Raw genomic sequence first — 25690 nt, forward strand, 5'->3', positions numbered from 1 at the left:
GCGCGCTGCCTCTGTTTTTGTTGCGAATTTGCACCACCCCCCTTTATTCAATCAAATGATTTATAGTTCCACCTATGGTTTATTGAGACGGACGCACAAGACGTTGTTAATGGGTGTCAGAAGCCGGGGGGCAATTCACCGGACTTCACTAAATCGGGGCTAGCGCCTCCTTTCCACGCTCGATTAAATTGAGGACTTAACTATGACCATCAAAAGCCTTTTCCTGGGCTCCGCAGCAGCTTTCGCCGCTGCCTCCGCTGCCCAGGCAGCTGATCCGGTCGTCGTGATCGAACCCGTACAGGCCAACTACGTAGAAGTCTGCGACGCTTTCGGCGCCGGCTACTTCTACATTCCGGGCACTGAGACCTGCCTCAACGTCGGCGGTTACATCCGTTTCCAGATCGATGCCCAGACCGGCGCTAACAGCCCGGACACTTGGGATGTTTGGACGCGCGGCCAGATCGCCATCACTTCCAAGACCGACACCGAGCTCGGCGCTCTGACCGGCGCGATCGTTCTGAACAGCGAATACTATTCGGACGACGGCGAGACCGACACCTACCTCGACGAGACCTACCTCGCACTCGGCGGCTTCCAGGCCGGTCTGTTCTACAGCTACTGGGATGAAGGTCTCATCGGCGAAATCGACGACCTGTCCGGTCAGACCCGCTTCAACTCGATCCGTTACGTATATGTCGGTGAAGGTTTCGTAGGCGGTCTCTCGCTCGACGCTCTTGAGCCGTCCATGATCGGCCTGTCCAACTCGGGCGACAATGTTCCGCATCTCGGCGTATCCGGTCGCGTTGGCTTCCAGGCTGGCGGCGTTGGCGCCAAGCTTGATGTTGGTTACGACACCTACAACGAAGAAGCTTCGTTCCGCCTGATGACCTCGCTGGCGCTTGGCCCGGGCTCGCTCGAACTCGGTGCGAACTACTCCACCGGTTGGAACGCCTATGCCAACACCTATGGCAACGACGACTTCCAGGACTACTCGCTGCCGACCCCGACCGTTATCCCGGGCGTTTACGCCGAGTGGGCGATCGCTGCCGGCTACGAACTTAACGTAACCGACAAGTTCTCGATCACGCCTGCTGCTCAGTGGACCTCGGCCAACATTCCGGGTGCCGACAACGAAGACTACTGGTCCGCTGGTGCCCTGTTCGACTACACCATCGTCGAAGGCCTGAGCGCCAAGCTGAACGTTCAGTACACCGACACGCCTGATCAGTACTACTCTGATGACTACTGGGCCGGTTGGTTCCGTCTGCAGCGCGACTTCTAAGTCACGCAAACAGATCGCAGGGTCCTTCGGGCCCTGCACTACCCCCGGAGCGGCAACGCTTCCGGGGGTATTTTTTTGTTTAGCCGCGGGCTTTTGGCCTTCTATGCCGCCAGCCGTCCGAAGTCATTACAGCCCCGCCGATGCGGCAACGGCCTTTATGATTCTTTCGTGAGTGTCGGCGCGATCCACGCCGTCCGGATCGGTGCAGACCGGATCGTCCTGTTCTTCGGCGAGAAGGGCAGCACCGTCGGGCTTGCAACGTCCCAGAAAGGTGATGTGGTAGGATGGCGCGATTACCTGATAGTCGGCATCCTTCAGCCGGTTGGCGAGGTTGCTGCCGTTTTCCGAGACATCGCCGGCTCTGAGCCGATTGTGATCGCCAAGATTGATGAACGACACCGGCACGGTCACCGCCTCCGCGCTCGCCGCTGTCACCGCATAGGTGAAGGCGGGATCGATGGCGATGACATGGCCGACCCGAGGATCGCGCGCTGCGCCAACGAACCCCTCCGGCAGATAATCGAAGTCGACATTGCCCTTGGCCAGGAACGCACAATCGGTCAATTCCGGGTTGGCGTGGCAATAATCGGCATAGGCCTCGCGGTCGAAACCGAGGCCGCCAAGATTAAGCACGGTCGCGCCGCCGAGCGAGAAGCCGAGCGCGGTGATCCGTGACCGGTCCACATGCGGCCCCAGCACCGGGTCGTCGAGCAGCGCGTCGAGGGCTGCGGAGATATCGCCGGCGCGCCGATCGGTCAGCAGCGAGGCACGCGGCGAGGAATCGCCCGACGTGCTGCCCGGATGATTGACGGCAAGCACCATCGCCCTCTTTTCGACCAGCGCCGAAAACAGCCAGGCGCTGTTGTCCATATTGCCGCCGGAGCCATGGGAGAACACGAACAGCGGATACTGCCCTTCGGCAATCCGCGCGCCCATCCACACCGACACGCCATGGAAAACCGGATTGTCGCCGACGACGCCGCGGTAGCTTCTGACGCCGGCGGGATACCAGAGGCTTGCGGCCACCGGCGCCGCCCGTTCCTCCGGAAATACCGTCATCCGTTCATAGCCCGGAAGATTTTCCGCGGCGGCGGCATTCATCGCCATGCCGCCGCAAAACAGGGCGGAAAGCAGAAATCGTTTCATGGTGGTGATCCTTTTCGGTTGAAACCACCCGACCTTGCGTTTTTCGGCCTCTCCGGCGTCCTCTATCCGGTTTCAGGTCGCCCGGAACCGGTTTATGAACTATCAGACCGCCAGATGAAGGAGACGACATGCTGGTTTTGCCGGTCCCGATGGTCACCGCTCTGGTGCTTGGCTTTCTGATCCTGCGGGTGCTGACGGTCGAGGAGCGCCCGCCGGTGGTGATCGTGTTTCTGTCGGCCTGCGCGGTGCAGAGCCTGATCGTCGCGGCCCTGCAATATTACGGGTTGTCGCTGCTGCGCCCGGTTCAGCCGGTGACGGCGACCCTGATACCGGTTCTGGCCTGGCTGACCTTCCAGACCGCGTTTCTGCGCCCGTTGAGGCCGGCGCGCGACAGCCTCCATCTTTTGGTGCCCGCCTTTGCCGTCTTTTGCATCCTGTTCGCGCCGGCCACCATCGATATTATCCTGCCGGCGATCTTCATCGCCTATGGCGGGCTGATCCTCTACGTGCTGAAATCGGGCGGCGACGCCTTGCCGCTGGCGCGGCTTGAAGCAGGACGCCAGCCGCTGTGGCTCTGGACCGGCATCGCCGTCAGCCTGTTGCTGTCAGCGCTGAGCGATGGCCTGATCGCCGTCGCCTTCCTCTCCGACAATCCCGGATGGGCGCAACTGATCATCTCCATCTTCACCTCCTGCGCGCTGCTTTCGGTCGGCCTCTTGAGCGTTTCGCCGAATGCATTCGGAGAGACCGAAACGGAGACCCTGTCACGGCCCACCGCCGCACCCGTGCCGGATGAAGGCGATCACGCGATCGTCGATCGGCTTGACGGTTTGCTGAAAGAGGAAAAGCTCTATCTCGAGCCTTCCCTCACCCTTGCGCGCCTTGCCCGACGCCTGCGACTGCCGGCAAAGCAGCTTTCCGCGGCCCTCAACCGGGCGACGGGCGAGAATATCTCGCGCCACATCAACCGGTTTCGAATCGACCATGCCTGCGAAAGGCTTGCTTCCGGCGACAGCGTCACCACCGCCATGCTGGAAAGCGGCTTCAACACCAAGTCGAACTTCAACCGGGAGTTCCAGCGGGTCACCGGCAAAAGCCCTTCGGCCTGGGTGAAGACGACCCGGCTGTCTGAAAGCCTCTAAAAACGGCCGGCAAACAGATCCGCCTGCGGCGGCTCCTCCCACGCGTTTTCGAGCTTCAGCAGATATTTCTTGGTCGGCAGCCCGCCGCCGAAGCCGGTGAGCGCGCCGTTGGCGCCGATGACGCGGTGGCAGGGCAGCAGGATCGGCAGCGGATTGTTGCCATTGGCGGTGCCCACCGCGCGGCTGGCATTGGCATCGCCGAGCGTTCTGGCGATGGCTCCGTAGGTCGTGGTCTCGCCATAGGGGATCGTTGCCAGATATTCCCAGACTCGGTTCTGAAACCCGCTTCCCGACAGGTGATAGGCAAGGTCGAACTGCTTCAACTCGCCGGCGAAATAGGCATCGAGCTGACGCCGCGCTTCCGCGAACGGCGCATCATAGCGCTGCCAGTCCGGTCGCGGCCCAAACGCCTTGTGGCCGGTCGGAAACGAGATGAAGTGCAGCCGGTTGCCATCGCCAGCGACCAGCAGAGTGCCCACCGGGCTGTCGATATAGGTATAGAACAACCCGCTCATCGCGTCGGTCTCCGGATCGCCGTGGGCGGCCGTCCATAAAGCCTCGCAAACGCGGCATTGAAGCGCCGGACGCTGCCAAAGCCGGCGCGCACCGCCACCTCCACGACCGGCAGCGAAGTCTCGTCCAGAAGCCGCTTCGCCCGACCGATCCTGAGCGTCTGGGCTGTCTGTAGCGGCGACGCCCCGACATGGACGGCAAAAAGCCGCGACAAATGCCGCGCGCCAACGCCGAGGCGTGCGGCAAGGTCCTCCACCGTGCCAGTGTCCAGCGCGCCCTCGTCGATCAGCTTCAGCGCCCGCTCGACTGTTGTGCGGGTTCCATTCCAGGCCGGCGAAAACGGCGCGGTTTCCGGCCGGCAGCGCAGGCACGGCCGGTAGCCCGCCCGCTCGCAGGCGGCGGCCGTCGGATAATAGCTGACATTCTTCGTCAGCGGCTGTTTTACCGGGCAGACCGGCCGGCAATAGATCATCGTCGTGCGAACAGCGGTAAAGAACCTGCCGTCATACGCCGGATTGCGCGCCTGCCGCGCTGTTTCGCATGTATCGAAATCCAACATGGCCCGATTTTAGCAGCGCCGGTTGAGGGAGGCGAGCAAGTTGTCATTATGAGGTCCGAAAACGGCCGGTGACATAACCGCGGGAGGTATCTTTCCGCTGCTCGAACCGTATTTCAGCATCGCCCATCCTCACAGATTTGTTCCCTTTTCATTCTCATCCGATCCGCTATATCATCGTCCCATGCAGGATGAGTTTTCGACCATATTTCCGCTCCAGCGCGGCCGGGTGCATGATGCTTCCGGCCCCGGCGCCCCTTTCTTTGCGGCAGCCCTTGCCGGGATGACCGGCGGCGCGGTGCTGTGGATCAAGCCGGCATGGTTTGCCGAGGAGATCAATCCGGTGGCGTTTTCGGCGTTTTTCGATCCGCGCGACATCATCCTGGCGCGCACTGCGGACCAGACGGAAACGCTTGCCGCCGCCGAAGAGGGTCTGCGTTCGGGCGCTGTCGGCCTCGTGGTTATGGAGGTGGACAAGCCGATCGAGCTCACCCCGGGACGCCGGCTGCAGCTTGCCGCCGAAAGCGGCCGCAGCATCGGGCTTTCGCTGCATCCCGAAGGCGCCGGCAATCAGGCGGCGACCACGCGCTGGCTCTGCAGGCCGCTATTTTCCGCTTCCGACTCGACTCTGCAGGAGTGGTCGATTATAAAGAACAAAACAGGAACAAATAACAGTTGGGCAGTGCGTTGGGATGAAACGGCGCGTCGTATCCATATGGTTTCAGAGACTGCCGAGCGAGCGGGTTCTCAGGGCCCGCCCGGTTGATGGCCCGTTCGCCGTCACGCTGAGCGAGGGCAATCACGACCGGCTTTACGACCTCAACCGTGAGGCCGAGGGCCAGGGGCTGGAGCGCGGCATGGGGCTGGCCGATGCCCGCGCCTATGTGCCGGACCTCGTCACCCGCCCCGCCGATATAGACGCGGACCGGCGCTTCCTCACCATGCTCGCCCGCTGGGCGACGCGCTACACGCCCCATGCCGGGCTCGACGGCGAGGACGGGCTGGTGCTCGACATCACCGGCGCATCCCACCTTTTCGGCGGCGAGGCGGCGATGCTTGAAGACATGAAGGAGCGGCTGTCGCGCGCCCGGCTTTCCGCGAAGATCGGCATCGCCGATACGCGGGGGGCGGCCTGGGCACTGGCCCATTTCGCCCCCGGCATTGCCCCGGAAGGCAAGACATCGGCCGCGCTTGGCCCGCTTTCGGTCGCAGCACTCCGCATCGACGACAAGACCGCAACCGCCCTGAAGCGCCTCGGCCTCAACACCATTGCCGACATGATGGCCCTGCCCCGCGCCACGCTCGCCCGCCGCTTCGACATGGCGCTGATCGAGCGGCTCGAACAGGCGCTCGGCACACGCGGCGAGGCCGTTTCGCCGCTTTCCGAACCACCGCATTATGGCGTGCGGATGAGTTTTCCCGAACCGATCGGCCTTGTGGATGACGTGATGGCCGCCCTTGCCCGCCTGCTGGACACGCTCTGCCTGCGGCTGAAGAGCCGGGAAGCAGGCGCGCGGGCCATCATGCTTTCGGTGGAGCGCGTCGACCAGACCCGACAGAATGTCACCCTCCGCCTCGCCCGCCCGATCCGCGATGCGCCGCGCATTCTGCGGCTGTTCGAGCGCCCCGTGGGCGAGATCGACGCCGGTTTCGGCATCGAGCGGATCCGGCTGGAGGCGCGCGGCGTGGAAAGCCTGCCCGCCGAGCAGATCGGCGAAGGCGGACTCATAGAGGGCGAGGCGCTGGACGATCTCGTCACACGGCTCGGCGCGCGCATCGGGCTCGACAACATCGTCCGCTTCCAGCCGGTGGCGAGCCATATTCCCGAGCGCGGCTTTACCGAAAACCCCGCCGCCTATGGCCGGGTGGATGCCGAATGGCGCATGGACCATCCACGCCCCTTGCGCATGTTCGCCCCCGAGCCGGTGACGAGCGATGCCGCCCGCCGCCCGCCCTCGCGGTTTTCCTGGCGGCGCATGCGGTTCGAGACGGCTTCAAGCACCGGGCCGGAGCGGATCGCGCCGGAATGGTGGCGGCCGGACGAGGCCTGGCGCACGGGGCTTCGCGATTACTGGCGGGTGGAAACCCGGCAGGGGCTCAGGCTGTGGATGTTCCACACCCCGCAGGCCCCCGGCTGGTTCGTCCATGGCCTGTTCGCCTGAGGCCCGGCCATGGATTATGCCGAGTTATGCGTCACCACCAATTTCACCTTCCTCACCGGCGCCTCGCATCCGGAGGAGATGGTGATCCGCGCCGCCGAGCTGGACCTCGCCGCGATCGCCATCACCGACCGCAACTCGCTCGCCGGCGTGGTCCGCGCCTTCCGGGCGCTGAAGGAGATCAGGCGCAAGATCGAAAAACAGGCCGAGGAGCAGTCGATCCGGCTTTCAACCCATATCGATCCCTCGTCGCGCCAGCCGGCCGGCGATGCCAAGTCCATAGCCCTGCCGCCAATCCGCCGCCTGCCGCGCCTGATCGTCGGCTGCCGGCTGGTGCTGGCCGACAGCCCGGTCGATTTCGTGGCGCTGCCGAAGGACAAGCCAGCCTACCAGAAGCTGGTGCGGCTCCTGAGCCTCGGCAAGCGCCGCGCGCAAAAGGGCGAATGCCTGCTTTATCTGCGCGACATGCTGGAATGGGCCGATGGCTCCATCCTGATCGCGCTCCCCCAAGGACTGGAGAAGAAGGCGGAGGCGACAGACCATATCACCCAGGCGCACCGCCGCTTTCCCGGCTACGTGTTCACGGGTGCTGCCCCGCGTTATGACGGTTCCGATGCCGCCTGGTTTGCCGCCCTCACCGCCCTTTCGCACAAGACCGGCGCGCCAATGGTCGCCGTCGGCGACGTGCTGATGCATCACGCCAGCCGCCGCCAGCTTGCCGACGTACTGACCTGCATGCGCCACCACATCACCATCGACGCTATCGGCCACCTTGCGCTGCCAAATGCCGAGCGGCGACTGAAACCGGCGGACGAGATGGCGCATATCTTCCGCGACCACCCCGCCGCCATCCGCCGCACGCTGGAAATCGCCGCCCGCCTCACCTTCGATCTCACCGAGCTTTCCTTCAACTATCCGGCCGAAGTCGCCCATGGTGAAGCGCCGCAGGCCCGGCTTGCACGGCTGACCTGGGAAGGGCTGAAGCGGCGCAATCCCGAAGGCATTCCAGCGCGCAACCGGGAGCTTGCGGAAAAGGAACTGGCGCTGGTCGGCGAACTCGGCTACGCCGCCTATTTCCTCACCGTCCACGACATCATCGCCTATGCGCGCAGCAAGGGCATTCTGTGTCAGGGGCGCGGCTCGGCGGCCAATTCCATCCTCTGCTATGCGCTCGGCATCACCGATGTCAGGCCCGACATGATCGGCATGGTGTTCGAGCGCTTCGTCTCCCGCCATCGCGGCGAGCCGCCGGATATCGACGTGGATTTCGAGCATGAGCGGCGCGAGGAGGTGATCCAGCACATCTACGACAAATATGGCCGGGACCATGCCGGGCTCTGCGCCACCGTCATCCATTTCCGCTCGCGCGCGGCGATCCGCGAGGTCGGCAAGGTGATGGGCCTGTCGAACGATGTCACCGCCGCGCTTTCCGGCCAGATCTGGGGCATTTCCAGCAAGGGCGCCGAGCCCGAACGGCTGAAGGAGGTCGGTCTTGATCTTACCGACCGCAGGCTGACCCAGACCGTGCGCCTGATCGGCGAGATCATCGGCTTTCCCCGGCACCTGTCGCAGCATGTCGGCGGCTTCGTCATTACCGAGGATCGGCTGGACGAGCTCTGCCCCATCGAAAACGCGGCAATGGAAGACCGCACCGTGATCGAATGGGACAAGGACGATATCGACGCGCTCAATATCCTCAAGGTCGATGTGTTGAGCCTCGGCATGCTGACCTGCCTGAAAAAGTGCTTCGAGTTGACCGCGCGCCATTACAACCGCCCGCTCGCCATCGCCGACGTGCCGCAGGAGGATGAAGCGACCTATGACATGCTGCAAAAGGCCGATGCCATCGGCGTCTTCCAGGTGGAAAGCCGGGCGCAGATGAATTTTTTGCCCCGCATGAAACCGGCAACCTTCTACGATCTCGTCATCGAAGTGGCGATCGTGCGACCGGGCCCGATCCAGGGCGGCATGGTGCAGCCCTATATCCGAAGGCGGTTGGGGCACGAAAAGGTCACCTACCCGAAGGAGGAACTGCGCGGGGTGCTTGAAAAGACCAAGGGCGTGCCGCTGTTTCAGGAGCAGGCGATGCTGATCGCCGTGGTCGCCGCCGGCTTTTCGCCGGAAGATGCCGACCGGCTGCGCCGCTCACTGGCAAGCTTCCGCCAGATGGGCACGATCGGTGAATTCGAGACGCAGTTCGTCAACGGTATGCTGAAAAACGGCTACGAACTCGATTTCGCCCAGCGCTGCTTTGCCCAGATCAAGGGGTTTGCCGATTACGGCTTTCCCGAAAGCCATGCGGCGGCCTTTGCCATGCTCACCTATGTCTCGGCCTGGCTGAAATGCCATTATCCGGCGGCCTTCGCCTGCGCGCTGCTGAATTCGCAGCCGATGGGCTTCTACGCCCCGGCCCAGATCGTCCGCGATGCCCGCGAGCATCAGGTGGAAGTCCGCCCCATCTCGGTCAATCACAGCGCCTGGGACTGCACGCTGGAGCGCCGCGCCGATGGCGCCTATGCCCTGCGGCTCGGCTTCCGCCAGATCAAGGGGCTGAAGCAGGAGGACGCGACATGGCTGGAGAACGCGCGCGGCAACGGCTACCAGACGCTGGAAGACGTGTGGCTGCGCGCCGGCCTGATGCCGGCGGTGCTGGAGCGTCTTGCCGAGGCCGATGCCTTTGCGGATGCCGGCCTGTCGCGCCGCGATGCGCTGTGGCGCGTCAAGGCAATCCGCGCGCCAAAACCGCTGCCGCTCTTCAATGATCCCATCGATGGCGAGCACATCAACGAACCGGATGTCATCCTGCCGACGATGAATCTCGGCGAGCAGGTGGTGGAGGATTATGTCGCCACCCGCATGAGCCTGCGCGCCCACCCGATGGAACTCTTACGCCCGAAAATGCCCGGCCTGACGCTGCATTCGGCGCTGGCGACAACGCCGCTGCGGCGCGTCAGCGTCTCAGGCCTGGTCATCACCCGCCAGCGCCCCGGCACGGCCTCCGGCGTCATCTTCCTGACGCTGGAAGACGAAACCGGCGTCTCCAACGTCGTCGTGTGGAAAAAGGTCTATGAACGCTTCCGCCGCACGGTGATGGGCGGCCGGCTGCTGAAGGTCACCGGAAAGCTGCAGCGCGAGGGCGTCGTCGTGCATGTGATCGCCGAAACCATCGAGGACTGCTCCTGGCGCCTCTCCGAACTCGGCCACCCGATGGACGACGCCATCGGCATCACCGATCCAAAGGCCGACGACACGCCGCGCCGCCCGAAACTCCAGCCCCGGGCCCACCACCCGCGGGAGCAGGCGAAACGGTTGTTCCCGAGCCGGGATTTTCATTGAGTTTTCATCCGATACCAGGGCATGAAATACCCCGGCGCAGCCATGAGAGGACGAAAAACTTGAAAACCCTTATCGCTTTCGCGGGCCTGCCCGGCGCGGGCAAGAGCACCATCGCCAGGGCGCTTTCGGTCAAGACAGGCGCGGTCTATCTCCGCGTCGATGAAATCGAGACCATCATGCTGGCGCATGACTCCGACCGGGATATCGGATCGGAGAGTTATGAGATTCTCGCCGCGCTCGCGACCTCCAATCTCGCCCTCGGCCATACCGTGATCACCGATTGCGTGAACCCCTGGGCGCTTACGAGAGAGATGTTCGCGGAGGCTGCCGCGCGGGCCGATGCCCGCTTTCTGGGGGTCGAGATCATCTGTTCCGATCCCGCCATGCACCGTCTGCGCGTCGAAGAGCGCCCGATCGATATCCCCGGCTGGAAGAAGCCCACATGGCAGGACGTGATCGCGCGCGACTACGCCGCCTGGTCCATCGCCGATATCCGCATCGACACCGCCGGAAGCAGCGTCGAACAGGCCGTTTCGCAAATCATATCAAAGCTTTGAGGCATCCGACCGGAAGCGGGCCCGGACACGACGCCTCAATACATCGACTTCCGATAGCTCTCCTCAAGCCCCTCATCCAACGTCTTCATCTCTTCCGGATCCTCCGGCGCGGCGTCGATCTGGTCGAGGATGATCTTCACCAGTGACGGCATTTCGCTGCGGTCCTGGCGGCTTTCCGGGTCCCAGAGTCTCGAACGGCGGAAGGCCTTGGCGCAGTGCAGGAAAACCTCCTCGACATGGACGGCGATCGCGGTCAGCGGCAGGCGGTCCTTCATCGCAAGCAGCGCGAGCAGGTCGGGATCGCGGGTGATCACGGCCCGGCCGTTCACCCGCAGCGTGTCATCGAAACCCGGCACCATGAAGATCAGGCCGACCGAAGGATTGGCGAGGATGTTCGACTGGGTATCGAGCCGGTTATTGCCGGGCCGGTCGGGAATCAGCAGCGTCTTGTCATCCAGCACCTTCACGAACCCGCGCGGATCGCCGCGCGGGCTGACATCCGCCCGGCCATCGGCCGCCTGGGTGCCGATACAGAGAAACGGCGAGCGCGCAATGAAATCGATCGCATGCCCGTCAAGGCGTGGCTGGGACTTCTTCGCCGCCAGGTCATGCGTTGCCGGAAACAGGGATCGCAGTTCCTGCTCGTCCGCTATCAGGAATTCCGGTTTCAATTCGCCCGCCATAACCTCGTCCTCCGTTCGGTTCGAGACATGAATGCCTCGCGAAAATCGCCTTGACAAGAGGGCGGCGCCGGCGCCCCAACGGTAAGGACAGGCGATCCTGTCGTCACCCACGGGTTTATACACAAACAGGGGCGGATCGCTCCGCCCCCTGCTCAATCTGTCGTGAAGGATGGACCTTTTGGGTCAGTTACTTCCAGTCGCGGATATCCACGAAATGGCCCTCGATGGCGGCGGCGGCGGCCATGGCGGGGGACACCAGATGGGTGCGGCCCTTGTAGCCCTGGCGGCCCTCGAAATTGCGGTTCGAGGTCGAGGCGCAGCGCTCCTCGGGCTTCAGCCGGTCATCATTCATCGCCAGACACATGGAACAGCCCGGCTCGCGCCACTCAAAACCGGCCTCGAGGAAGATCTTGTCGAGGCCCTCAGCTTCCGCCTGTTCCTTGACGAGCCCGGAGCCCGGCACGATCATGGCGTTGACGGTGCTCGCCACCTTGCGGCCCTTGGCGACGGCGGCGGCAGCGCGCAGATCCTCGATCCGGCCATTGGTGCAGGAGCCGATGAAGACGCGATCGACGGCGACGTCGGTCATCTTGGTGCCGGGCGTGAGCCCCATATATTTCAGCGCCCGCCACTTGGAGGTGCGCTTGTTCTCATCCGGAATATCGTCCGGGTTCGGCACTTCGCCGGTGACCGCGATGACATCTTCCGGCGACGAGCCCCAGGAGACGATCGGCGGCAGGTTGGCGGCATCGAGCACTACCACGCGATCATATTCCGCGCCCTCGTCCGTCGTCAGCGACTTCCAGTATTCAACCGCCCGGTCCCAGGCCTCGCCCTGCGGCGCGCGCGGCCGGCCCTTGATATATTCGAAGGTCTTTTCGTCCGGCGCGATCAGGCCGGCGCGGGCGCCGCCCTCGATCGTCATGTTGCAGACCGTCATGCGGCCTTCCATGGACAGGTCGCGGATCGCCTCGCCGGCGAACTCGATCACGTGGCCGGTGCCGCCGGCGGTGCCGATCTCGCCGATGATCGCCAGGATGATATCCTTGGCGGTGACGCCTTCCGGCGCCTTGCCATCGACGCGCACCAGCATGTTCTTGGCCTTGGACTGGATCAGCGTCTGTGTGGCGAGCACATGCTCGACCTCCGACGTGCCAATGCCATGCGCCAGTGCGCCGAAGGCGCCATGCGTGGAGGTGTGGCTGTCGCCGCACACGATCGTCATGCCCGGGAGCGTAAAGCCCTGTTCGGGGCCGACGATGTGGACGATGCCCTGGCGCTTGTCCTTTTCGGAGTAATATTCAACGCCGAAATCGAGCGCGTTCTGCGCGAGGGCGGCCACCTGGATGCGGCTTTCCTCGTTCTTGATGCCGTTGACGCGGTCCGGCGTGGTCGGGACGTTGTGGTCGACGACGGCAAGCGTCTTGACCGGCGCGTGGACCTTGCGGCCCGCCAGACGCAGCCCTTCGAACGCCTGCGGACTGGTGACTTCATGCACCAGGTGGCGATCGATGTAGATGAGACAGGTGCCGTCATCCTGGCTGTCGACCAGATGATCGTCCCAGATCTTGTCGTAAAGTGTGCGCGCTTTGCTCATGGTTTCATGACCCATATGTCGAGATAAAAGGAAAAATACGGCGGGAAGCCGACTGTGACGCTGAAGGCGATCAGCTAAGTCGGGCGTTGAGCGCGCCGGAAATCATCGCAAAGAACCGTCCCGGCAGGCGCTTCCTGTCCTGCAGAACGAAGGGCCGCGGCGATACGGCCTGATTGCGATGGTCTATGGTCCTCATGGACCGGGTTATTAACAGCTTTCCGCGGGGACGGCAATCACTTCCGGCGCGGCTCAAAACCGGCCCGACCCCGTCACGCTGGCGGGAAAACGCCCGGGGAGGCATCGCGCGCAAGCCTGGCCTTCTGCCGCATCCGGCGCTCGATCCCGCGCAGGATCAGCGACAGGCCGATCGTCAGCAGCAGGTAGATGTAGGCGACGATCGAATAGGTCTCGAAGAAGCGGAACGAGCTTGCCGCATAGACCTTGCCCATCTGGGTGATATCGGCGACGCCGAGCACGGACACCAGCGAGGAATCCTTCACCATCGATACGAAGTCGTTGGAGAGTGGCGGGAAGATGGTGCGGATCGCCTGCGGAAACACGATCAGCCGGAACCGCTGAAACCGCGTCAGGCCCAGCGCCTGCGCGGCCTCGATCTGGCCCTCGTCCACCGCCTGGATGCCGGCCCGGAATATTTCCGCGATGAAGGCTGCGTAACCAATGGTGAGCGCGATGATCGCCCGCCACATCAGCGAGAAATCCCGCACCACGATTTTATCCATCACGCCGGAATCGATCAGCGGCGTCAGCACCAGATTGGCGAGCGCGACCATGGCCGGCGCGCCGACGAAGGCGACGTAGAACAGCAGCACCAGGATCGGTATGCCGCGAATGATCTCGACATAGAAACGCGCGGACTGGCGCAGCGCCACATGGCCTGAAAGTCCCATCAGCGCGATCACCATGCCGATGACCGTTGCCAGCGCGAAGGCGACCAGCGTCACGAACACGGTGACGCCGATGCCCTTGGCGACGATGGCGAAGACCTCGGCATAGAGCCCGTTGACGGCAATCGCAATGCCCGCAGCACCTGCGAGCGCCAGGAAGGCGTAGAGCCACCATGGCCGCTCGCCCGCATTGCCGGCGGGCAGTTTCTGGAAGCTCATGGCCCGCCTACTGACCCATGGCGTAATCGACGAACCATTTCTGGTTCAGCGCATCAAGCGTGCCGTCGGCCGCCATATCGGAGATCGCGGCATTGAACGGCGCCACGAGATCCGAACCGGGCGGGAAGATGAAGCCGAAATCCTCGGCGCCGAGCGGCGCGCCGATCAGCTTCAGCGCGCCGTTCGAAACCTTGACATAGCCGTTCGCCGCCGTGCTGTCGGTCAGCGCCAGATCGACATCGCCGATCCTCAACGCCTGGATCGCCGCCCCGATGGTCTCGTAGAGCTTGATGCGCGGGTTCTGCTCGTCGCCGTCCAGCACTTCATAGACCGCGGTGTAGAACGGCGTGGTGCCGGGCTGGGAGCCGATCAGGCCGTCCTCGAAGGCCGCGAAGCTTTCCGCATCGTCGAAGCGGTCCTCATCGCCGCGCGCCAGCATCAGCATTTCGGAATGCATGTAGGGCTCGGAAAAATCGACCATTTCCTTGCGGTCGTCGCGAATGGTGATGCCGTTCATGGCCATGTCGTACTGGCCGTCATGGATCGCCTGGATCATCGCGTCCCAGCTTGTCGTGGTGTATTCGATGTCGAGATTGAGGCGTTCGGCGATCTCGGCGACCGCGTCATATTCCCAGCCGATCGCCTCGCCGGTCTTGGGATCGATGAATTGCAGCGGCGGATAGGTGTTTTCGGAAACGACGGTCACGGTCCGTCCGCCAAGGTCGGGCAGTTCGGCGGCGAAGACCGGGCTTGCAAACGCGCCCAGCGAAACCAGAACCGCGGCGCAAAGGGCGCGTCTCGACAGCATGCTATAACTCCTTGCAGCAGATGATTGCCGCAAGGTGTCACAACCCGGCAGGAAAGCGCAAGGGCGCAACCGCGCCAAACCGCTCCTTCGGCAGACCGTCAGGCGATATCAGTGTGCAAGCCGGCCTTGTTTCGGCGTCTCTTCGGCGGGGCGATAACTGGCCGGGTCCGGATCGTCATCGTCGCACAGAAACTCGAACACGTCACGCGTGAGCATTCTGGCGTGGAGGACGGGGGTGGCGATGGTGCCCAACGTCGGGGCTGCGCCAGCCACTTTGGCGCGTCTCATGAACATCTCTGCTCCGTTTCGCCGGTCGTCTTTCGGCGGCAATCGGCTTTTCGTTTCAAGGACGTTGTAGATAGGAAGCGATTTCGACTTTTTCTTGTCAAACAAAGCCGCCGCAACCCTGAAACGCAAAAGAGCCGCCCGGAGGCGGCTCTTTCAAAAACATGCACCTGAGAGAAAGCTTATGCTTCGTTCGCCTTTTCGGCGGCAGCGGCTTCCTTCTCGGCTTTGGCGGCGGCGCGGGCAGCGGCCGCGATTTCGCGGGCCTCATCGTTCAGGCGGCGCGAACGCACTGAGGTGTTTTCCGCGATACGGGCCGACTTGCCGCGACGGTCGCGCAGGTAGTAGAGCTTGGCGCGACGGACCTTACCGCGGCGGACGACTTCAACGCCTTCAACCTGCGGGGAGTAAACCGGGAATACGCGCTCAACGCCTTCGCCGTAGGAAATCTTGCGAACCGTGAAGTTCTCGTGGATGCCGCCGCCGGAACGGGCGATGCAGACGCCTTCGAAGGCCTGCACGCGGGTGCGGGTGCCTTCCGTAACGCGCACATTGACGCGCACGGTGTCGCCGGCTTCGAACGGGGGCAGTTCGCGCAGTTCGTTGATGCGCGCGGTTTCTTCAGCTTCGAGCTGCTCGATGATGTTCATCGGTCTTACCTCTTGTCAGTCTTGCTTCAACAGCCAGAGCGCCCGACAATCATCCTTTGGTCAAAGCCGCCGGATTGGCCGATAAGGGCCGGAGCGTTACGCGGTTCTTCATTTGGGTAACCGGAAACACCGGTCAGGGCGGGCCTATAGACGATTTTTCGAGACCTGTCACCCCTTTTCAGCGGCTTTCCCATTCCGAGCGCAGCAGGCTCATCATGCATGTGTCCCAGCGCTCGTTCAAAAACCGCGCCGAAGAGCGGCGAATCCCTTCCATGCGGAACCCGAATGCCTGATAGGCGCGGATCGCCGTTTCGTTGAAATCATAGACATTCAGTTCGACCCGCTCGATCGAAGCGTCCTTCAACGCCTCGTCCACAAGACAGGTCAGCATCGGCCGCGCAAGCCCCCTGCCCCGGCAATCGGGCGCAATCGCGATGCGGCAGAGCCGGGCGATGCCATCAAGATAATCAAACAGAATTTCGCAGTGTCCGACCACCGCATCACCCTGTTTCGCCGCAAAATAGAGCCAGTCAGGCCGCTCGCCTGAGGAAAGCGCGAGCATCGCGCGCATCTGTGCCGCATCGAGCGGAAAGGTAAGCCGCGTACCGCCCCATTGGGCAAGCGCGCGGGCGTCTGGAAACCAGCCCGCAAGCGTTTCGAAATGCTCCACGGTAAACGGAACAAGCCGCACCGGTTCAGGCTTCGTCATCCGTGTCCTCCAACAGGTCGGGACGGCGGCTGCGTGTCAGGTCCAGAGCCTTTTCATGCCGCCAGTGATCGATCGCGGCGTGATTGCCGGAGGTCAGGACATCGGGAATGCCCTGCCCTTCCCATTCGGCCGGGCGGGTATAATGCGGATGTTCCAGCAGGCCGGCCTCGAAGCTTTCGTGGGTGCCCGATTCGGCGTTGCCCATGACGCCCGGCAGAACCCGGACGACCGCGTCGAGCAGAGTCAGCGCCGCCGGCTCGCCGCCCGACAGGATATAATCGCCGATCGAGACTTCCTCGAGATCGCGACCGTCGATCACCCGCTGATCGACGCCCTCGAAGCGGCCGCAGACGATGACGACGCCCGGGCCTTCCGCCAGTTCACGCACCCTCTTTTGCGTCAGCGGCCGTCCGCGCGGGCTCATCAGCAGCCGGGGCCGGGCGTCATCGCCGGAAACGACGTCGATCGCCTTGGCCAGGATATCGGCGCGCAGCACCATGCCCGCGCCGCCGCCGGCCGGCGTATCGTCGACGCTTCTGTGTCTGTCCCCGGCAAAATCGCGGATATTGACGGCATCGAGCGACCAGTCGCCGCGCTCGGCAGCCTTGCTCGCGAGCGAGAAGCCCAGATGGCCCGGAAACATCTCCGGGTACAGCGTCAGCACTGTTGCCTTGAAGCTCATGGCGCGGCCTTCACGCGCCGCCGGCGCCGGGGAAATCGGGGCCGTCGTCGTCGTTTTCATCGATCAGGCCGGCGGCCACCGGATCGATCAGGATGCGCCCGTCCTCGAAATCCACCTCCAGCACCGCGTTCTCGTTGAACGGGATCAGCACCGGGCGGCGGCCGGGGCCTTTCAGCTCCAAGAGATCGCCGGCGCCGAAATCGAACACCGCGCTGACCGCGCCGTAACTATTGCCGGCGTCGTCGAAGACGTCGAGGCCTTCGAGATCGGCGTAGAAATACTCGTCGTCGTCGAGCTCGTCATCGGGCAGGTTTTCGCGCTCGATGTAGAGGTCGAGCCCGCGAAGCGCCTCGGCGGCGGTGCGGTCATTGACCCCACGAAAGCGGATCACCACCATGTTGTTCTTGCCCGGCCGGATTTCGAGGATTTCGAAGCTGCGGCCGTCTTCGGCGTGAAGATGACCGTAATCGCCGACGGAAAGCGGATTGGCGCTGAAGCAGCGCACCCGCACATCGCCGCGCAGCCCTTGCGCCGCGCCAATGCTCGCCATCAATACCGGGTCTTTCAGCTTCACCATGGTCCCACCTCGAAATTTTATCTATGCCGTTTCGGGCCAAAGGAAAAGGGCCGGACGCGAGCGCCCGGCCTTACTTGTTGAAACGCACCAGATTGCCTGTGCGTCGCCGCGGTCCACTAGCCCTGCCTTCTACAATCTCCCCCCTTGAGGGGGAGATGTCGCGAAAGCGACAGAGAGGGGTATCGGGTACAGGTCACAAGCGCCGTGCTCTCGGAGAGGTTTCACCCCTCTCTGCCCCTGTCGGGGCATCTCTCCCTCAAGGGGAGAGATTGATTGGGGCATAACCGCGACGCTCGCCGACGACCCTGCCGCGCTTACTCCGAAGCTTCGGCGGTCGCTTCGGCAGCGGCAGCGGCGGCTTCTTCGGCCTTCTGCTTCTTCTCGGCGGCGCGCTCTTCGGCCTTCTTGCCGGGCTTTGCCTTGTTCGGGTTGTTGCGGGCCTTGCGCTCGACAATGCCGGCTTCGGCGAGGAAGCGCAGCACGCGGTCGGTCGGCTGCGCGCCGGTGCCGAGCCAGTACTTCACGCGCTCTTCATCGAAGGTGACGCGCTCTTCCGAATCCTTCGGCAGCATCGGGTTCCAGTGGCCGAGCTTCTCGATGAAGCGGCCATCGCGCGGGGAGCGCTCGTCGGCGGCGACGATGTGGTAGTACGGACGCTTCTTGGAGCCGCCGCGGGCGAGACGAATCTTGATTGCCATTTTCTTTTCTCCTTAGGTGGCCTGTTTGGCCTTACTGTTCGATGCCGCTGTGTTCGGCGGCGATCTGCTCATGGTGCCGGATGACTTCCTTGATGATGAAGTTCAGGAATGTCTCGGCAAAGTCGGGATCGAGGTCGGCGCTTTTCGCCAGAGCCCGAAGCCTCGAAATCTGCTGTTCCTCCCGCGCCGGGTCGGCCGGCGGAAGGTCATGCTCGGCCTTCAGGTGCCCCACCGCCTTGGTGCAGCGGAACCGTTCAGCCAGAATATGCACCAGCGCGGCATCGAGATTGTCGATCGATTGCCGGTATTGCGTAAGCTGCTGGCGGATTTCAGTGTCGTTCATTTATTTTTTCCCCTTGCCGAAACCGCCGAGGCCGGGAAGCTTCGGGCCGCCAAGACCCGGCAGACCGCCCCCGCCTGGACCGCCGAGACTACCGGCCTGCTTCTGCAATTCGGCAAGCTGATTGGCATCGAGCTTGGAAAGGTCGGGCATGCCGCCCATTCCGCCCGAAAGGCCGCCCGGCATGCCACCGCCGCCGCCGAGCATGCTCATCATCTGCTTCATCTTGCCCTTGCCCTTGCCGCCCATGGCCTTCATCATGTCGGCCATCTGGCGGTGCATTTTCAGAAGCTTGTTAATGTCGGCGGCAGACGTGCCGGAGCCGGCGGCAATGCGCTTCTTGCGCGAATTCTTCAAGACGTCGGGATGGGCGCGTTCATATTTGGTCATCGACGAGATGATCGCGAGCTGGCGCTTGAACACGCTGTCGTCCATGCCGGCCGCGGCCAGCTTGTCCTTCATGCCGCCCATGCCGGGCATAAGCCCCATTATGCCGCCCATGCCGCCCATGTTCTGCATCTGCTTGAGCTGTTCGGCCATATCGTTGAGGTCGAACTTGCCCTTGGCCATCTTCTCGGCCATGGCGCGGGCCTTGTCGGCATCGATCGTCTCGGAGGCCTTTTCCACCAGCGAGACGATATCGCCCATGCCGAGAATGCGGTCGGCGATGCGCTTGGGATGGAATTCCTCGAGCGCATCCATCTTCTCGCCAGTACCGATCAGCTTGATCGGCTTGCCGGTGACCGCGCGCATCGAAAGCGCGGCACCACCGCGGCCGTCGCCGTCCATGCGGGTCAGCACCAGGCCGGTGATGCCGACGCGGCTGTCGAAATTGCGCGCCAGATTGACGGCGTCCTGACCGGTGAGTGAGTCGGCGACCAGCAGGATTTCATGCGGGTTCGAGACCTTGCGGATCTCCGCCATCTCGACCATCAGCGGCTCGTCGATATGAGTGCGGCCGGCGGTATCGAGGATCACGACGTCATGGCCGCCGAGCTTCGCCGCCTGCACCGCGCGCTTGGCGATCGCTACCGGGTCCTGGCTCGCGATAATCGGCAGCGTGTCGACCTTGGTCTGCTCGCCGATCTGCTTCAACTGCTCCTGCGCCGCGGGCCGGCGGGTATCGAGCGAGGCCATCAGCACGCGTTTGCGGTCGCGATTGGTCAGTCTTGCGGCGATCTTGCCAGTGGTCGTGGTCTTGCCCGAGCCCTGCAGGCCGACCATCATGATCACGACCGGCGACGGCGCGTTGAGATCGATGGTGACGCCTTCCGCGCCCAGCATCTCGACCAGTTCGTCATGCACGATCTTGACGACCATCTGGCCGGGCTTGATCGATTTCAGGACATCCGCGCCAACGGCCTTTTCCTTCACCCTGGCGGTGAAATCACGCACCACTTCGAGCGCGACATCGGCCTCAAGCAGGGCGCGCCGAACCTCGCGCAAGGCCGCCGATACATCGGCTTCCGAAAGCGCGCCGCGTCCGGTCAGTCCCTTGAGGACGGATCCAAGGCGGTCCTGGAGGTTTTCAAACATGGCCCATTCCCTTTTCGTTTCGGCTTGTCGTCAGGTCGAAACGTTGGCACAGCAGCCGGCAAATACAAGACGCAAAGCAAAAATCCATCCGAGGGCGCATCGCGCTGTCGGATGTTGACCTCCGGGCTCTCTTTATACCTTTGCGGGCCCCGGTCGGTTGCTGAGCGTCTCGCTGTCAGCTGATTGAGGGCGGATAAACAGGAAGATTGCGGCAAAGTCAAGCCTGCCCGGCAAATGGCCCATGGAACTTTCCCGGCTCCGGCAGCATATAAAGCTATCGGCAACGCGCCCGGCTACGCCCGGCGAAGGAAGGTCAAGCGCTAGATGATTCCGGTCAGAACCGTTTTGCAGTCAAAGAACCGCTACTACACCGGCCCCAAAAGCGATCATTTCGACGGAACCCTGTTTTTCAACCCCGACGGCATGAACCCGCCCGGCATTCGCGAAGTCATCAAATGGCAGATCTACAACAAGAAGTCACTCTGGCCGAAAACGGTAGAATGCGCCTTCACGCCTGCGAAGCCGGATGAACGGGTTAACGGAGACGGTATGCGCGTGACCATGGTCGGTCATGCCACGCTGCTGATCCAGGTCGCCGGCATCAATATCCTCACCGATCCGATCTATACCGAGCGGGCAAGCCCGTTCGAGGCGGCGGGTCCCAAACGGGTCTGCGCCCCCGGCATTCCCTTCGAGAACCTGCCGCCGATCGACGTCGTGCTCGTCACCCACAACCACTACGACCACCTGAGCCTGCCGACGCTCGCCCGGCTGCACGAGGGCCACACGCCGCGCATCATCACGCCGCTTGGCAATGACACGATCATCCGCTCCAAGGTGCGCGAGGCCGATGTCACCGTGCTCGACTGGGGCGCGCAGGCGCCGCTGCCGGGCGGCCTCAGGGTCTTTGCCGAGCCCTGCCACCACTGGTCGGCGCGCGGAGTTGCCGACCGGCGCATGGCGCTCTGGGCCGCCTTCGTGATCGAGACGCCGGCCGGGCTGATCTACCATATCGGCGACACCGGCTTTCACGAGGGCCGCAATTACGAGGCGGCGGCGAAGAAATATGGCGGCTTCCGGCTCGCCAACCTGCCGATCGGCGCCTATGAGCCGCGCTACTTCATGAAGAACGAGCATCAGGACCCCATCGAAGCGGTCAGTGGCTACGAGCTCTGCAACGCGGCTTACGCCTGCGGCCACCATTTCGGCACGTTTCAGCTGACCGACGAGGGGCGGGACGCCCCCGTCGAACTGCTGAAATCGGCGCTATCGGATGCAGGCATTGCCGAAGACCGGTTCCGCCCGCTTGAGCCGGGCGAGGCCTTCGACGTGCCGGAGACGCCCTGACGTCACGCTCTTAGCCGCGCCAGCCGTTTCGGGTCGCTCAGATATTTCACCGCGTCGCGGCCGACCCAGCGTCGAGTTCTGTCATCCGATTCCGCCAGCTTCTCGGCAAGCGCAAGGGCGGGTTGGTGGCAGGCCCTGTTCCGCATGCCGATATTGCGCAGCGCCCAGTTCACGGCCTTCTTCACGAAGTTGCGGTCGTCACCGGCATGGACCTCGATCAGCGGCAGCAAGGCGATGAAGGTTTCGTCCGGCTCGCTCTTGCAGTGAACGGCTGCGCCCGCGATCATGGCGAAGGCCGTGCGGCGCACGAATTCCCGGTCGTCGGCGGCAAACCGCGCGATCAACGCCGGATTGAGCCCGGCCTCCACGAACAGATCGGCCGCCATGTCGACCATTTCCCAGGACGTGAAATCACCGGCGAGCGCGAACATCTCATCGGGCGCCAGGCTGTCGGGATCGAAGGTCAGCAGCGCCAGCAGCTTCGCCTCGCGCACCGGGCTTTGCCACAGCGCGAGGGCCCGTGCGTGATCGACGCCGATCTCGCGGGCGATCTGCCGCAGTGCCGGATTGGAAAGCCCGATGGCGTGTTCGGTCCTGATGCCGACGCGGTCCATGCCCGCAATCAGCGCCGGGTCGGCGTTCGCCTCAAGTGCGGCCAGGACGGCATCCGCCGAGGAATTGCGTGACAGCATCTCTAAACCTCCGATTCCGATTTCACCGGCCCGCCAGCGAGGCGCCCGTGGACGCGGCGATCTCGCGTTTCTTCAGCGCGTGTTCGCGCCAGATGGTGAAGAAACCGGCGCCGACCACGATCGCTGCCCCGACCAGCATATGCATCGTCAGCGTCTCGTTGAACAGGAGCACCCCGAAAAGCAGGCCGTAGACAAGCTGCAGATAGATGAATGACTGCACCGTGACCGCCTCGGTGATCGCAAGCGCGCGGATGAGACAGTAGTGACCGGCAATCCCGGTAAAGCAGAGCGCCGTCAGCCAGAACCAGTCCACCGGCAGCATCTCTTCCCAGAAGAACGGCCCGATCAGGCTGGTCACGACCATGCCGACGACGCCGGTATAGAACAGGCTGACATCGGCGCTGTCATAGCGGCCGGCGAGCCGCGTCAGCAGCGAGTAGAGCGCAAAGACACAGCAGCTTGACACCGGGATCAGCGTTGCCAGCGAAAACCGCTCGCCCAGCGGATCGATGATGATCAGCACCCCCACAAGCCCGCTGATGATCGCCAGCCAGCGCCGCCAGCCGACCCTTTCGCCCAGGATCGGCACGGACAGCAGCGCCACGACCAGCGGGGCCGCCATGAAGATCGCCTGGCTCTGCGCCAGACCGACGATCGCGAAGGAGAAGATCGCGATCAGGATCTGGGCGACGAGCAGCAGGCTCCGCATGATCTGGAGACCGAGATGCTCAGTCCGGATCGCGGCGGCAAAGCCGCCCGGCCGGCGCGCCGCCAGCACCACGACGAAACCCGCAAACGCCCAGAACCGCACCATGGCGATGAAGAACGGCGAATAAAGCGGGCCGAGATGGCGCGTGATCGCATCCTGCGCGGAAAAGATCGTGACCGCCGCGAAGGCCAGCAGAATGCCCGAGACTTTCATGCCGGCATTCCGGCGCTGCGCCCGGGCATGTATGCGCAGGCGTTGCGCGCCGGGACTGGCGGGTTCGTCGAACCGGAAGGGCGAATGGGCATGGTGAGTGGACTTTCGAAGGCGGCGCGGCCCGCAATAGCGGCGGAACGCAGCAAGTTATCGCCAAACCTAATCATGAAACGTCCCTTTGGCAAAGGCCGCTGACGGCCTATGCGGTTCCGTCTGCGGATTTTTCCGGTCTTCATCGGCAAGACTGGTGACGACGCGCCGATATGCCCATATAAGACCGCGGAACTGACAGGAGTGCCGGGCATGAACCACCGCGAACACTGGGCGCCGCTGATGCGCATGAACGGGCTTGGCAACAAGATCCTGGTGATCGACATGCGCGGGCGGACCGACAAGGTCACCCCGCAGGCCGCCATCCGCCTCAACGCCCATCCCGACACCGCCTTCGACCAGATCATGGCGCTTTACGATCCGCGCGGGGATGCGCCCGACGGCTGGATCGACATCCTGAACTCCGACGGATCGATGGCCCAGGCCTGCGGCAACGGAACGCGCTGCGTCGTCGACTATCTGTTTTCCGCTGACGGGCGCAGCCATTTCGATTTTCGCACGATTGCAGGCGCGCTCGTCGCCGACCGGTTCGAGGACGGGCGGATTTCGGTGGATATGGGACCGCCGGAATTCGCATGGGAAAAGATTCCTCTCGCCGGCTCGCCCGGCGACACCAAGCATATCGCCCTCTCCGAGCCCTTCGAGCCCGATCCGGCACTGCAGCGCTTTTCCGCGGCCTCCATGGGCAATCCGCATGCCGTGTTCTTCGTGCCGCGCGATGTCGACAGCTACGATCTCCTCGCCTTCGGCCCGCGCTACGAGCATCATCCGATGTTTCCCGAGCGCGCCAATATCTCGCTGGCGCAGGTGACCTCGCCGTCCTCGCTGTCGCTGAAGACCTTCGAACGCGGCGCCGGCCTGACGCTTGCCTGCGGCTCCGCCGCCTGCGCCGCCGCCGTCACCGCCGCGCGCACCGGCCGCACCGGCCGCAAGGTCTCGGTCTACGTGCCCGCCGGCGCGCTCGAGATCGACTGGCGCGAGGACGACGACCACGTCATCATGACGGGGCCGGCGACCCGCGAATGGACAGGCCGCGTCGACCCGGCGACGGGCGAGTGGGAGCGGTAAACCGCATCGTTTACACGCAACCCTGAGTCCTGTACCCTGATCGAAAACGACATTCGGTTGAAAATGACGGGCACCGACGAGACATCCCGGCAGGACAAAGGCGGCAACGAAGGCGATGCCGAGTGGTGGCGCAACCGTGTAATAACGCCCGCGCGCCGTTTCTACCTTGACCCGCCGGATGATCTCAACGCGTTCTTCTGGATCAATTTCGTTCTCCCGGTCGCCTATTTTTATCTCGTTTCGCGCAACCTTTCCGAAATCATCCTGCTGGCTCACAGCTTCATCGCCGCGCCGGGCGGCGGCATACCCGCACACATCTGGGAAAGCGCGCTCATCGGGGCGTTGAGGCTTCTGGCCTTTGCCGGGATACAATATCTGAACCTGCGTGCAGCCAGACGTTTCAGGACGCGCAAACGGCTTTTCCTGACCATCTTCTGGCTCAATTTCCTCAGCCTGATCCTACCGATCCCCGGCGTGATCCCGTGTCTGTTCCTGCTGCCCTCGCTGCCGGCGGTCCTGGGGCAGGTCGTCGAGTTTGCCCGCATGGGCACGTTGTCTTTTCAGGGCGTTCTGCTGTTCATCCTGACCCGCTCGGTCTATACCTGAGAAAGAGGCCTGAACCGACGTGGCAAGCCCTTCCGAAAAACTCTGGCATTATCTGAAAGTCCGTTGGCAAGACGGCGCGGAAGGTCGCCGCTTGCTGCCCGACCGGGCACTACACATCGCAAGGCTGCCTGATCCGGCCCTCAAGGCCTTCTTCTGGATCAATTTTCTGGGCCCGGCGGTCTATGCCCTTTTTATCAGCCGTATCGGCATCTGGGTTCAATCCGCCATACTCAACTCTTATTATCCCGCCATCAACAGCGGCGCCATCAGCTACCAAGACATGTATGACCGGCCGGCGGCATACTTCATGATCAACTTTTACCCGCTCGAGATCCTGCTTTTCTGCTTCCTGATCGTCCAGTCGCTGAATATCCGTTGCGCCCGCAGCTTTGGTGACCGCAGGCGTCTGTTCTGGAGCATTTTCGCTCTCAACTTCGTAGCTCCCTTTTTCGGCGCCATCGGTTTCATCCTCGCCGTCCCGGGAATTTTCAGGGCACTTGCCTATCTCATCGTGACAATGGGCTGGTGAGACAAGCTCTGACCTTTCAATCCGAGCCAGTTTGC

At 63.4% G+C, this 25690-nt stretch carries 27 protein-coding genes; 10 read left to right on the forward strand and 17 right to left on the reverse strand.

The window, feature by feature from the left end:
* Positions 1–202: 202 nt before the first annotated feature.
* Complete coding sequence (locus tag K7H91_RS07405) at positions 203–1282, forward strand: porin (protein WP_230719558.1); 1080 nt, start codon at positions 203–205, stop codon at positions 1280–1282.
* 126 nt (positions 1283–1408) lie between these two features.
* On the opposite strand, the gene K7H91_RS07410 is transcribed toward K7H91_RS07405, so the two are convergent.
* Positions 1409–2428, reverse strand: a complete 1020-nt coding sequence (locus K7H91_RS07410; protein ID WP_230719559.1) for an alpha/beta hydrolase family protein — start codon at positions 2426–2428, stop codon at positions 1409–1411.
* 128 nt (positions 2429–2556) lie between these two features.
* Between K7H91_RS07410 and K7H91_RS07415 the strand changes: the two genes are divergently transcribed.
* Positions 2557–3570, forward strand: a complete 1014-nt coding sequence (locus tag K7H91_RS07415) for a helix-turn-helix domain-containing protein (protein WP_230719560.1) — start codon at positions 2557–2559, stop codon at positions 3568–3570.
* Here the strand turns inward: K7H91_RS07415 and K7H91_RS07420 are convergent.
* Together K7H91_RS07420 and K7H91_RS07425 are read right to left on the reverse strand one after the other, a co-directional pair.
* A complete protein-coding gene (locus tag K7H91_RS07420; RefSeq protein WP_230719561.1) occupies positions 3567–4085 on the reverse strand; it encodes a methylated-DNA--[protein]-cysteine S-methyltransferase in 519 nt (172 codons plus the stop codon). The two genes, K7H91_RS07415 and K7H91_RS07420, sit on opposite strands and share 4 nt — an antisense overlap.
* Positions 4082–4642: a bifunctional transcriptional activator/DNA repair enzyme AdaA gene (locus K7H91_RS07425; protein WP_230719563.1), complete on the reverse strand. Its 561-nt coding sequence runs from the start codon at positions 4640–4642 to the stop codon at positions 4082–4084. Before K7H91_RS07425 ends, K7H91_RS07420 begins: the two co-directional genes overlap by 4 nt.
* Before the next feature lie 181 nt (positions 4643–4823).
* On the opposite strand from K7H91_RS07425, the gene K7H91_RS07430 reads away from it, so the two are divergent.
* Genes K7H91_RS07430 through K7H91_RS07445 form a run of 4 tightly spaced genes read left to right on the forward strand, consistent with a single transcriptional unit; the run spans position 4824 to position 10691 of the window.
* Complete coding sequence (locus K7H91_RS07430; RefSeq protein WP_230719564.1) at positions 4824–5405, forward strand: ImuA family protein; 582 nt, start codon at positions 4824–4826, stop codon at positions 5403–5405.
* Positions 5332–6801 carry a Y-family DNA polymerase gene (locus K7H91_RS07435; protein WP_230719565.1) on the forward strand — a complete coding sequence of 490 codons (1470 nt, stop codon included), beginning with the start codon at positions 5332–5334 and terminating at the stop codon, positions 6799–6801. Before K7H91_RS07430 ends, K7H91_RS07435 begins: the two co-directional genes overlap by 74 nt.
* A 9-nt stretch (positions 6802–6810) precedes the next feature.
* On the forward strand, positions 6811–10134 hold the full coding sequence (locus tag K7H91_RS07440) for an error-prone DNA polymerase (RefSeq protein ID WP_230719566.1): 3324 nt from the start codon (positions 6811–6813) through the stop codon (positions 10132–10134).
* Between the two features lie 59 nt (positions 10135–10193).
* Positions 10194–10691, forward strand: a complete 498-nt coding sequence (locus K7H91_RS07445) for an AAA family ATPase (protein ID WP_230719567.1) — start codon at positions 10194–10196, stop codon at positions 10689–10691.
* Between the two features lie 35 nt (positions 10692–10726).
* On the opposite strand, the gene K7H91_RS07450 is transcribed toward K7H91_RS07445, so the two are convergent.
* The 12 genes from K7H91_RS07450 to ffh all read right to left on the reverse strand — a co-directional run bounded on the left by K7H91_RS07450 (position 10727) and on the right by ffh (position 20380).
* Entirely contained in the window at positions 10727–11374 is a 648-nt protein-coding gene (locus tag K7H91_RS07450; protein ID WP_230719568.1) for a pyridoxamine 5'-phosphate oxidase family protein, read from the reverse strand.
* Positions 11375–11561: 187 nt separating this feature from the next.
* The gene (gene leuC / locus K7H91_RS07455) at positions 11562–12971 is read right to left on the reverse strand and encodes a 3-isopropylmalate dehydratase large subunit (protein ID WP_230719569.1); all 1410 of its coding nucleotides are present in this window, start codon (positions 12969–12971) and stop codon (positions 11562–11564) included.
* A gap of 269 nt (positions 12972–13240) precedes the next feature.
* The gene (locus K7H91_RS07460; RefSeq protein WP_230719570.1) at positions 13241–14095 is read right to left on the reverse strand and encodes an amino acid ABC transporter permease; all 855 of its coding nucleotides are present in this window, start codon (positions 14093–14095) and stop codon (positions 13241–13243) included.
* 7 nt (positions 14096–14102) lie between these two features.
* Positions 14103–14903 carry a transporter substrate-binding domain-containing protein gene (locus K7H91_RS07465; RefSeq protein WP_230719571.1) on the reverse strand — a complete coding sequence of 267 codons (801 nt, stop codon included), beginning with the start codon at positions 14901–14903 and terminating at the stop codon, positions 14103–14105.
* A 108-nt stretch (positions 14904–15011) separates the two neighbouring features.
* The gene (locus K7H91_RS07470; protein ID WP_230719572.1) at positions 15012–15296 is read right to left on the reverse strand and encodes a hypothetical protein; all 285 of its coding nucleotides are present in this window, start codon (positions 15294–15296) and stop codon (positions 15012–15014) included.
* Between the two features lie 74 nt (positions 15297–15370).
* Complete coding sequence (gene rplS, locus K7H91_RS07475) at positions 15371–15838, reverse strand: 50S ribosomal protein L19 (RefSeq protein ID WP_018064434.1); 468 nt, start codon at positions 15836–15838, stop codon at positions 15371–15373.
* A gap of 178 nt (positions 15839–16016) precedes the next feature.
* On the reverse strand, positions 16017–16547 hold the full coding sequence (locus K7H91_RS07480; RefSeq protein WP_230719573.1) for a GNAT family N-acetyltransferase: 531 nt from the start codon (positions 16545–16547) through the stop codon (positions 16017–16019).
* The gene (trmD, locus tag K7H91_RS07485; RefSeq protein ID WP_230719654.1) at positions 16534–17229 is read right to left on the reverse strand and encodes a tRNA (guanosine(37)-N1)-methyltransferase TrmD; all 696 of its coding nucleotides are present in this window, start codon (positions 17227–17229) and stop codon (positions 16534–16536) included. Before trmD ends, K7H91_RS07480 begins: the two co-directional genes overlap by 14 nt.
* Before the next feature lie 10 nt (positions 17230–17239).
* Entirely contained in the window at positions 17240–17806 is a 567-nt protein-coding gene (gene rimM / locus K7H91_RS07490; RefSeq protein ID WP_230719574.1) for a ribosome maturation factor RimM, read from the reverse strand.
* A gap of 314 nt (positions 17807–18120) precedes the next feature.
* Positions 18121–18504 (reverse strand): 30S ribosomal protein S16, encoded by a 384-nt coding sequence (rpsP, locus tag K7H91_RS07495; RefSeq protein ID WP_018064430.1) that lies wholly within the window; start codon positions 18502–18504, stop codon positions 18121–18123.
* 31 nt (positions 18505–18535) lie between these two features.
* Positions 18536–18847: a chorismate mutase gene (locus K7H91_RS07500; RefSeq protein WP_230719575.1), complete on the reverse strand. Its 312-nt coding sequence runs from the start codon at positions 18845–18847 to the stop codon at positions 18536–18538.
* Positions 18848–20380 (reverse strand): signal recognition particle protein, encoded by a 1533-nt coding sequence (gene ffh, locus K7H91_RS07505; RefSeq protein ID WP_230719576.1) that lies wholly within the window; start codon positions 20378–20380, stop codon positions 18848–18850.
* Between the two features lie 324 nt (positions 20381–20704).
* Between ffh and K7H91_RS07510 the strand changes: the two genes are divergently transcribed.
* Entirely contained in the window at positions 20705–21727 is a 1023-nt protein-coding gene (locus tag K7H91_RS07510) for an MBL fold metallo-hydrolase (RefSeq protein WP_230719577.1), read from the forward strand.
* Between the two features lie 2 nt (positions 21728–21729).
* Here K7H91_RS07510 and K7H91_RS07515 read toward each other — a convergent pair whose 3' ends face one another.
* The gene (locus K7H91_RS07515; RefSeq protein WP_230719578.1) at positions 21730–22419 is read right to left on the reverse strand and encodes a DNA alkylation repair protein; all 690 of its coding nucleotides are present in this window, start codon (positions 22417–22419) and stop codon (positions 21730–21732) included.
* A gap of 22 nt (positions 22420–22441) precedes the next feature.
* Positions 22442–23341 (reverse strand): DMT family transporter, encoded by a 900-nt coding sequence (locus K7H91_RS07520; RefSeq protein ID WP_230719579.1) that lies wholly within the window; start codon positions 23339–23341, stop codon positions 22442–22444.
* A gap of 303 nt (positions 23342–23644) precedes the next feature.
* On the opposite strand from K7H91_RS07520, the gene dapF reads away from it, so the two are divergent.
* Genes dapF through K7H91_RS07535 form a run of 3 tightly spaced genes read left to right on the forward strand, consistent with a single transcriptional unit; the run spans position 23645 to position 25655 of the window.
* Positions 23645–24520: a diaminopimelate epimerase gene (gene dapF / locus K7H91_RS07525; protein ID WP_230719580.1), complete on the forward strand. Its 876-nt coding sequence runs from the start codon at positions 23645–23647 to the stop codon at positions 24518–24520.
* Positions 24521–24577: 57 nt separating this feature from the next.
* Positions 24578–25126, forward strand: a complete 549-nt coding sequence (locus K7H91_RS07530) for a hypothetical protein (RefSeq protein ID WP_230719581.1) — start codon at positions 24578–24580, stop codon at positions 25124–25126.
* A 19-nt stretch (positions 25127–25145) separates the two neighbouring features.
* Positions 25146–25655, forward strand: coding sequence for a hypothetical protein (locus tag K7H91_RS07535; RefSeq protein WP_230719582.1), 510 nt, complete (start codon positions 25146–25148; stop codon positions 25653–25655).
* Positions 25656–25690: the final 35 nt, after the last annotated feature.

Source organism: Martelella mediterranea (assembly GCF_021021415.1).
In the GTDB taxonomy this organism is placed as follows: domain Bacteria; phylum Pseudomonadota; class Alphaproteobacteria; order Rhizobiales; family Rhizobiaceae; genus Martelella; species Martelella mediterranea_C.

Bases quoted from the DNA above. Each gene is read 5' to 3' on its own strand.
- K7H91_RS07405 (WP_230719558.1), top strand. From the start codon at position 203: ATGACCATCAAAAGCCTTTTCCTGGGCTCCGCAGCAGCTTTCGCCGCT.
- K7H91_RS07410 (WP_230719559.1), bottom strand. From the start codon at position 2,428: ATGAAACGATTTCTGCTTTCCGCCCTGTTTTGCGGCGGCATGGCGATG.
- K7H91_RS07415 (WP_230719560.1), top strand. From the start codon at position 2,557: ATGCTGGTTTTGCCGGTCCCGATGGTCACCGCTCTGGTGCTTGGCTTT.
- K7H91_RS07420 (WP_230719561.1), bottom strand. From the start codon at position 4,085: ATGAGCGGGTTGTTCTATACCTATATCGACAGCCCGGTGGGCACTCTG.
- K7H91_RS07425 (WP_230719563.1), bottom strand. From the start codon at position 4,642: ATGTTGGATTTCGATACATGCGAAACAGCGCGGCAGGCGCGCAATCCG.
- K7H91_RS07430 (WP_230719564.1), top strand. From the start codon at position 4,824: ATGCAGGATGAGTTTTCGACCATATTTCCGCTCCAGCGCGGCCGGGTG.
- K7H91_RS07435 (WP_230719565.1), top strand. From the start codon at position 5,332: ATGAAACGGCGCGTCGTATCCATATGGTTTCAGAGACTGCCGAGCGAG.
- K7H91_RS07440 (WP_230719566.1), top strand. From the start codon at position 6,811: ATGGATTATGCCGAGTTATGCGTCACCACCAATTTCACCTTCCTCACC.
- K7H91_RS07450 (WP_230719568.1), bottom strand. From the start codon at position 11,374: ATGGCGGGCGAATTGAAACCGGAATTCCTGATAGCGGACGAGCAGGAA.
- leuC (WP_230719569.1), bottom strand. From the start codon at position 12,971: ATGAGCAAAGCGCGCACACTTTACGACAAGATCTGGGACGATCATCTG.
- K7H91_RS07460 (WP_230719570.1), bottom strand. From the start codon at position 14,095: ATGAGCTTCCAGAAACTGCCCGCCGGCAATGCGGGCGAGCGGCCATGG.
- K7H91_RS07465 (WP_230719571.1), bottom strand. From the start codon at position 14,903: ATGCTGTCGAGACGCGCCCTTTGCGCCGCGGTTCTGGTTTCGCTGGGC.
- rplS (WP_018064434.1), bottom strand. From the start codon at position 15,838: ATGAACATCATCGAGCAGCTCGAAGCTGAAGAAACCGCGCGCATCAAC.
- K7H91_RS07480 (WP_230719573.1), bottom strand. From the start codon at position 16,547: ATGACGAAGCCTGAACCGGTGCGGCTTGTTCCGTTTACCGTGGAGCAT.
- trmD (WP_230719654.1), bottom strand. From the start codon at position 17,229: ATGAGCTTCAAGGCAACAGTGCTGACGCTGTACCCGGAGATGTTTCCG.
- rimM (WP_230719574.1), bottom strand. From the start codon at position 17,806: ATGGTGAAGCTGAAAGACCCGGTATTGATGGCGAGCATTGGCGCGGCG.
- rpsP (WP_018064430.1), bottom strand. From the start codon at position 18,504: ATGGCAATCAAGATTCGTCTCGCCCGCGGCGGCTCCAAGAAGCGTCCG.
- K7H91_RS07500 (WP_230719575.1), bottom strand. From the start codon at position 18,847: ATGAACGACACTGAAATCCGCCAGCAGCTTACGCAATACCGGCAATCG.
- ffh (WP_230719576.1), bottom strand. From the start codon at position 20,380: ATGTTTGAAAACCTCCAGGACCGCCTTGGATCCGTCCTCAAGGGACTG.
- K7H91_RS07510 (WP_230719577.1), top strand. From the start codon at position 20,705: ATGATTCCGGTCAGAACCGTTTTGCAGTCAAAGAACCGCTACTACACC.
- K7H91_RS07515 (WP_230719578.1), bottom strand. From the start codon at position 22,419: ATGCTGTCACGCAATTCCTCGGCGGATGCCGTCCTGGCCGCACTTGAG.
- K7H91_RS07520 (WP_230719579.1), bottom strand. From the start codon at position 23,341: ATGAAAGTCTCGGGCATTCTGCTGGCCTTCGCGGCGGTCACGATCTTT.
- dapF (WP_230719580.1), top strand. From the start codon at position 23,645: ATGAACCACCGCGAACACTGGGCGCCGCTGATGCGCATGAACGGGCTT.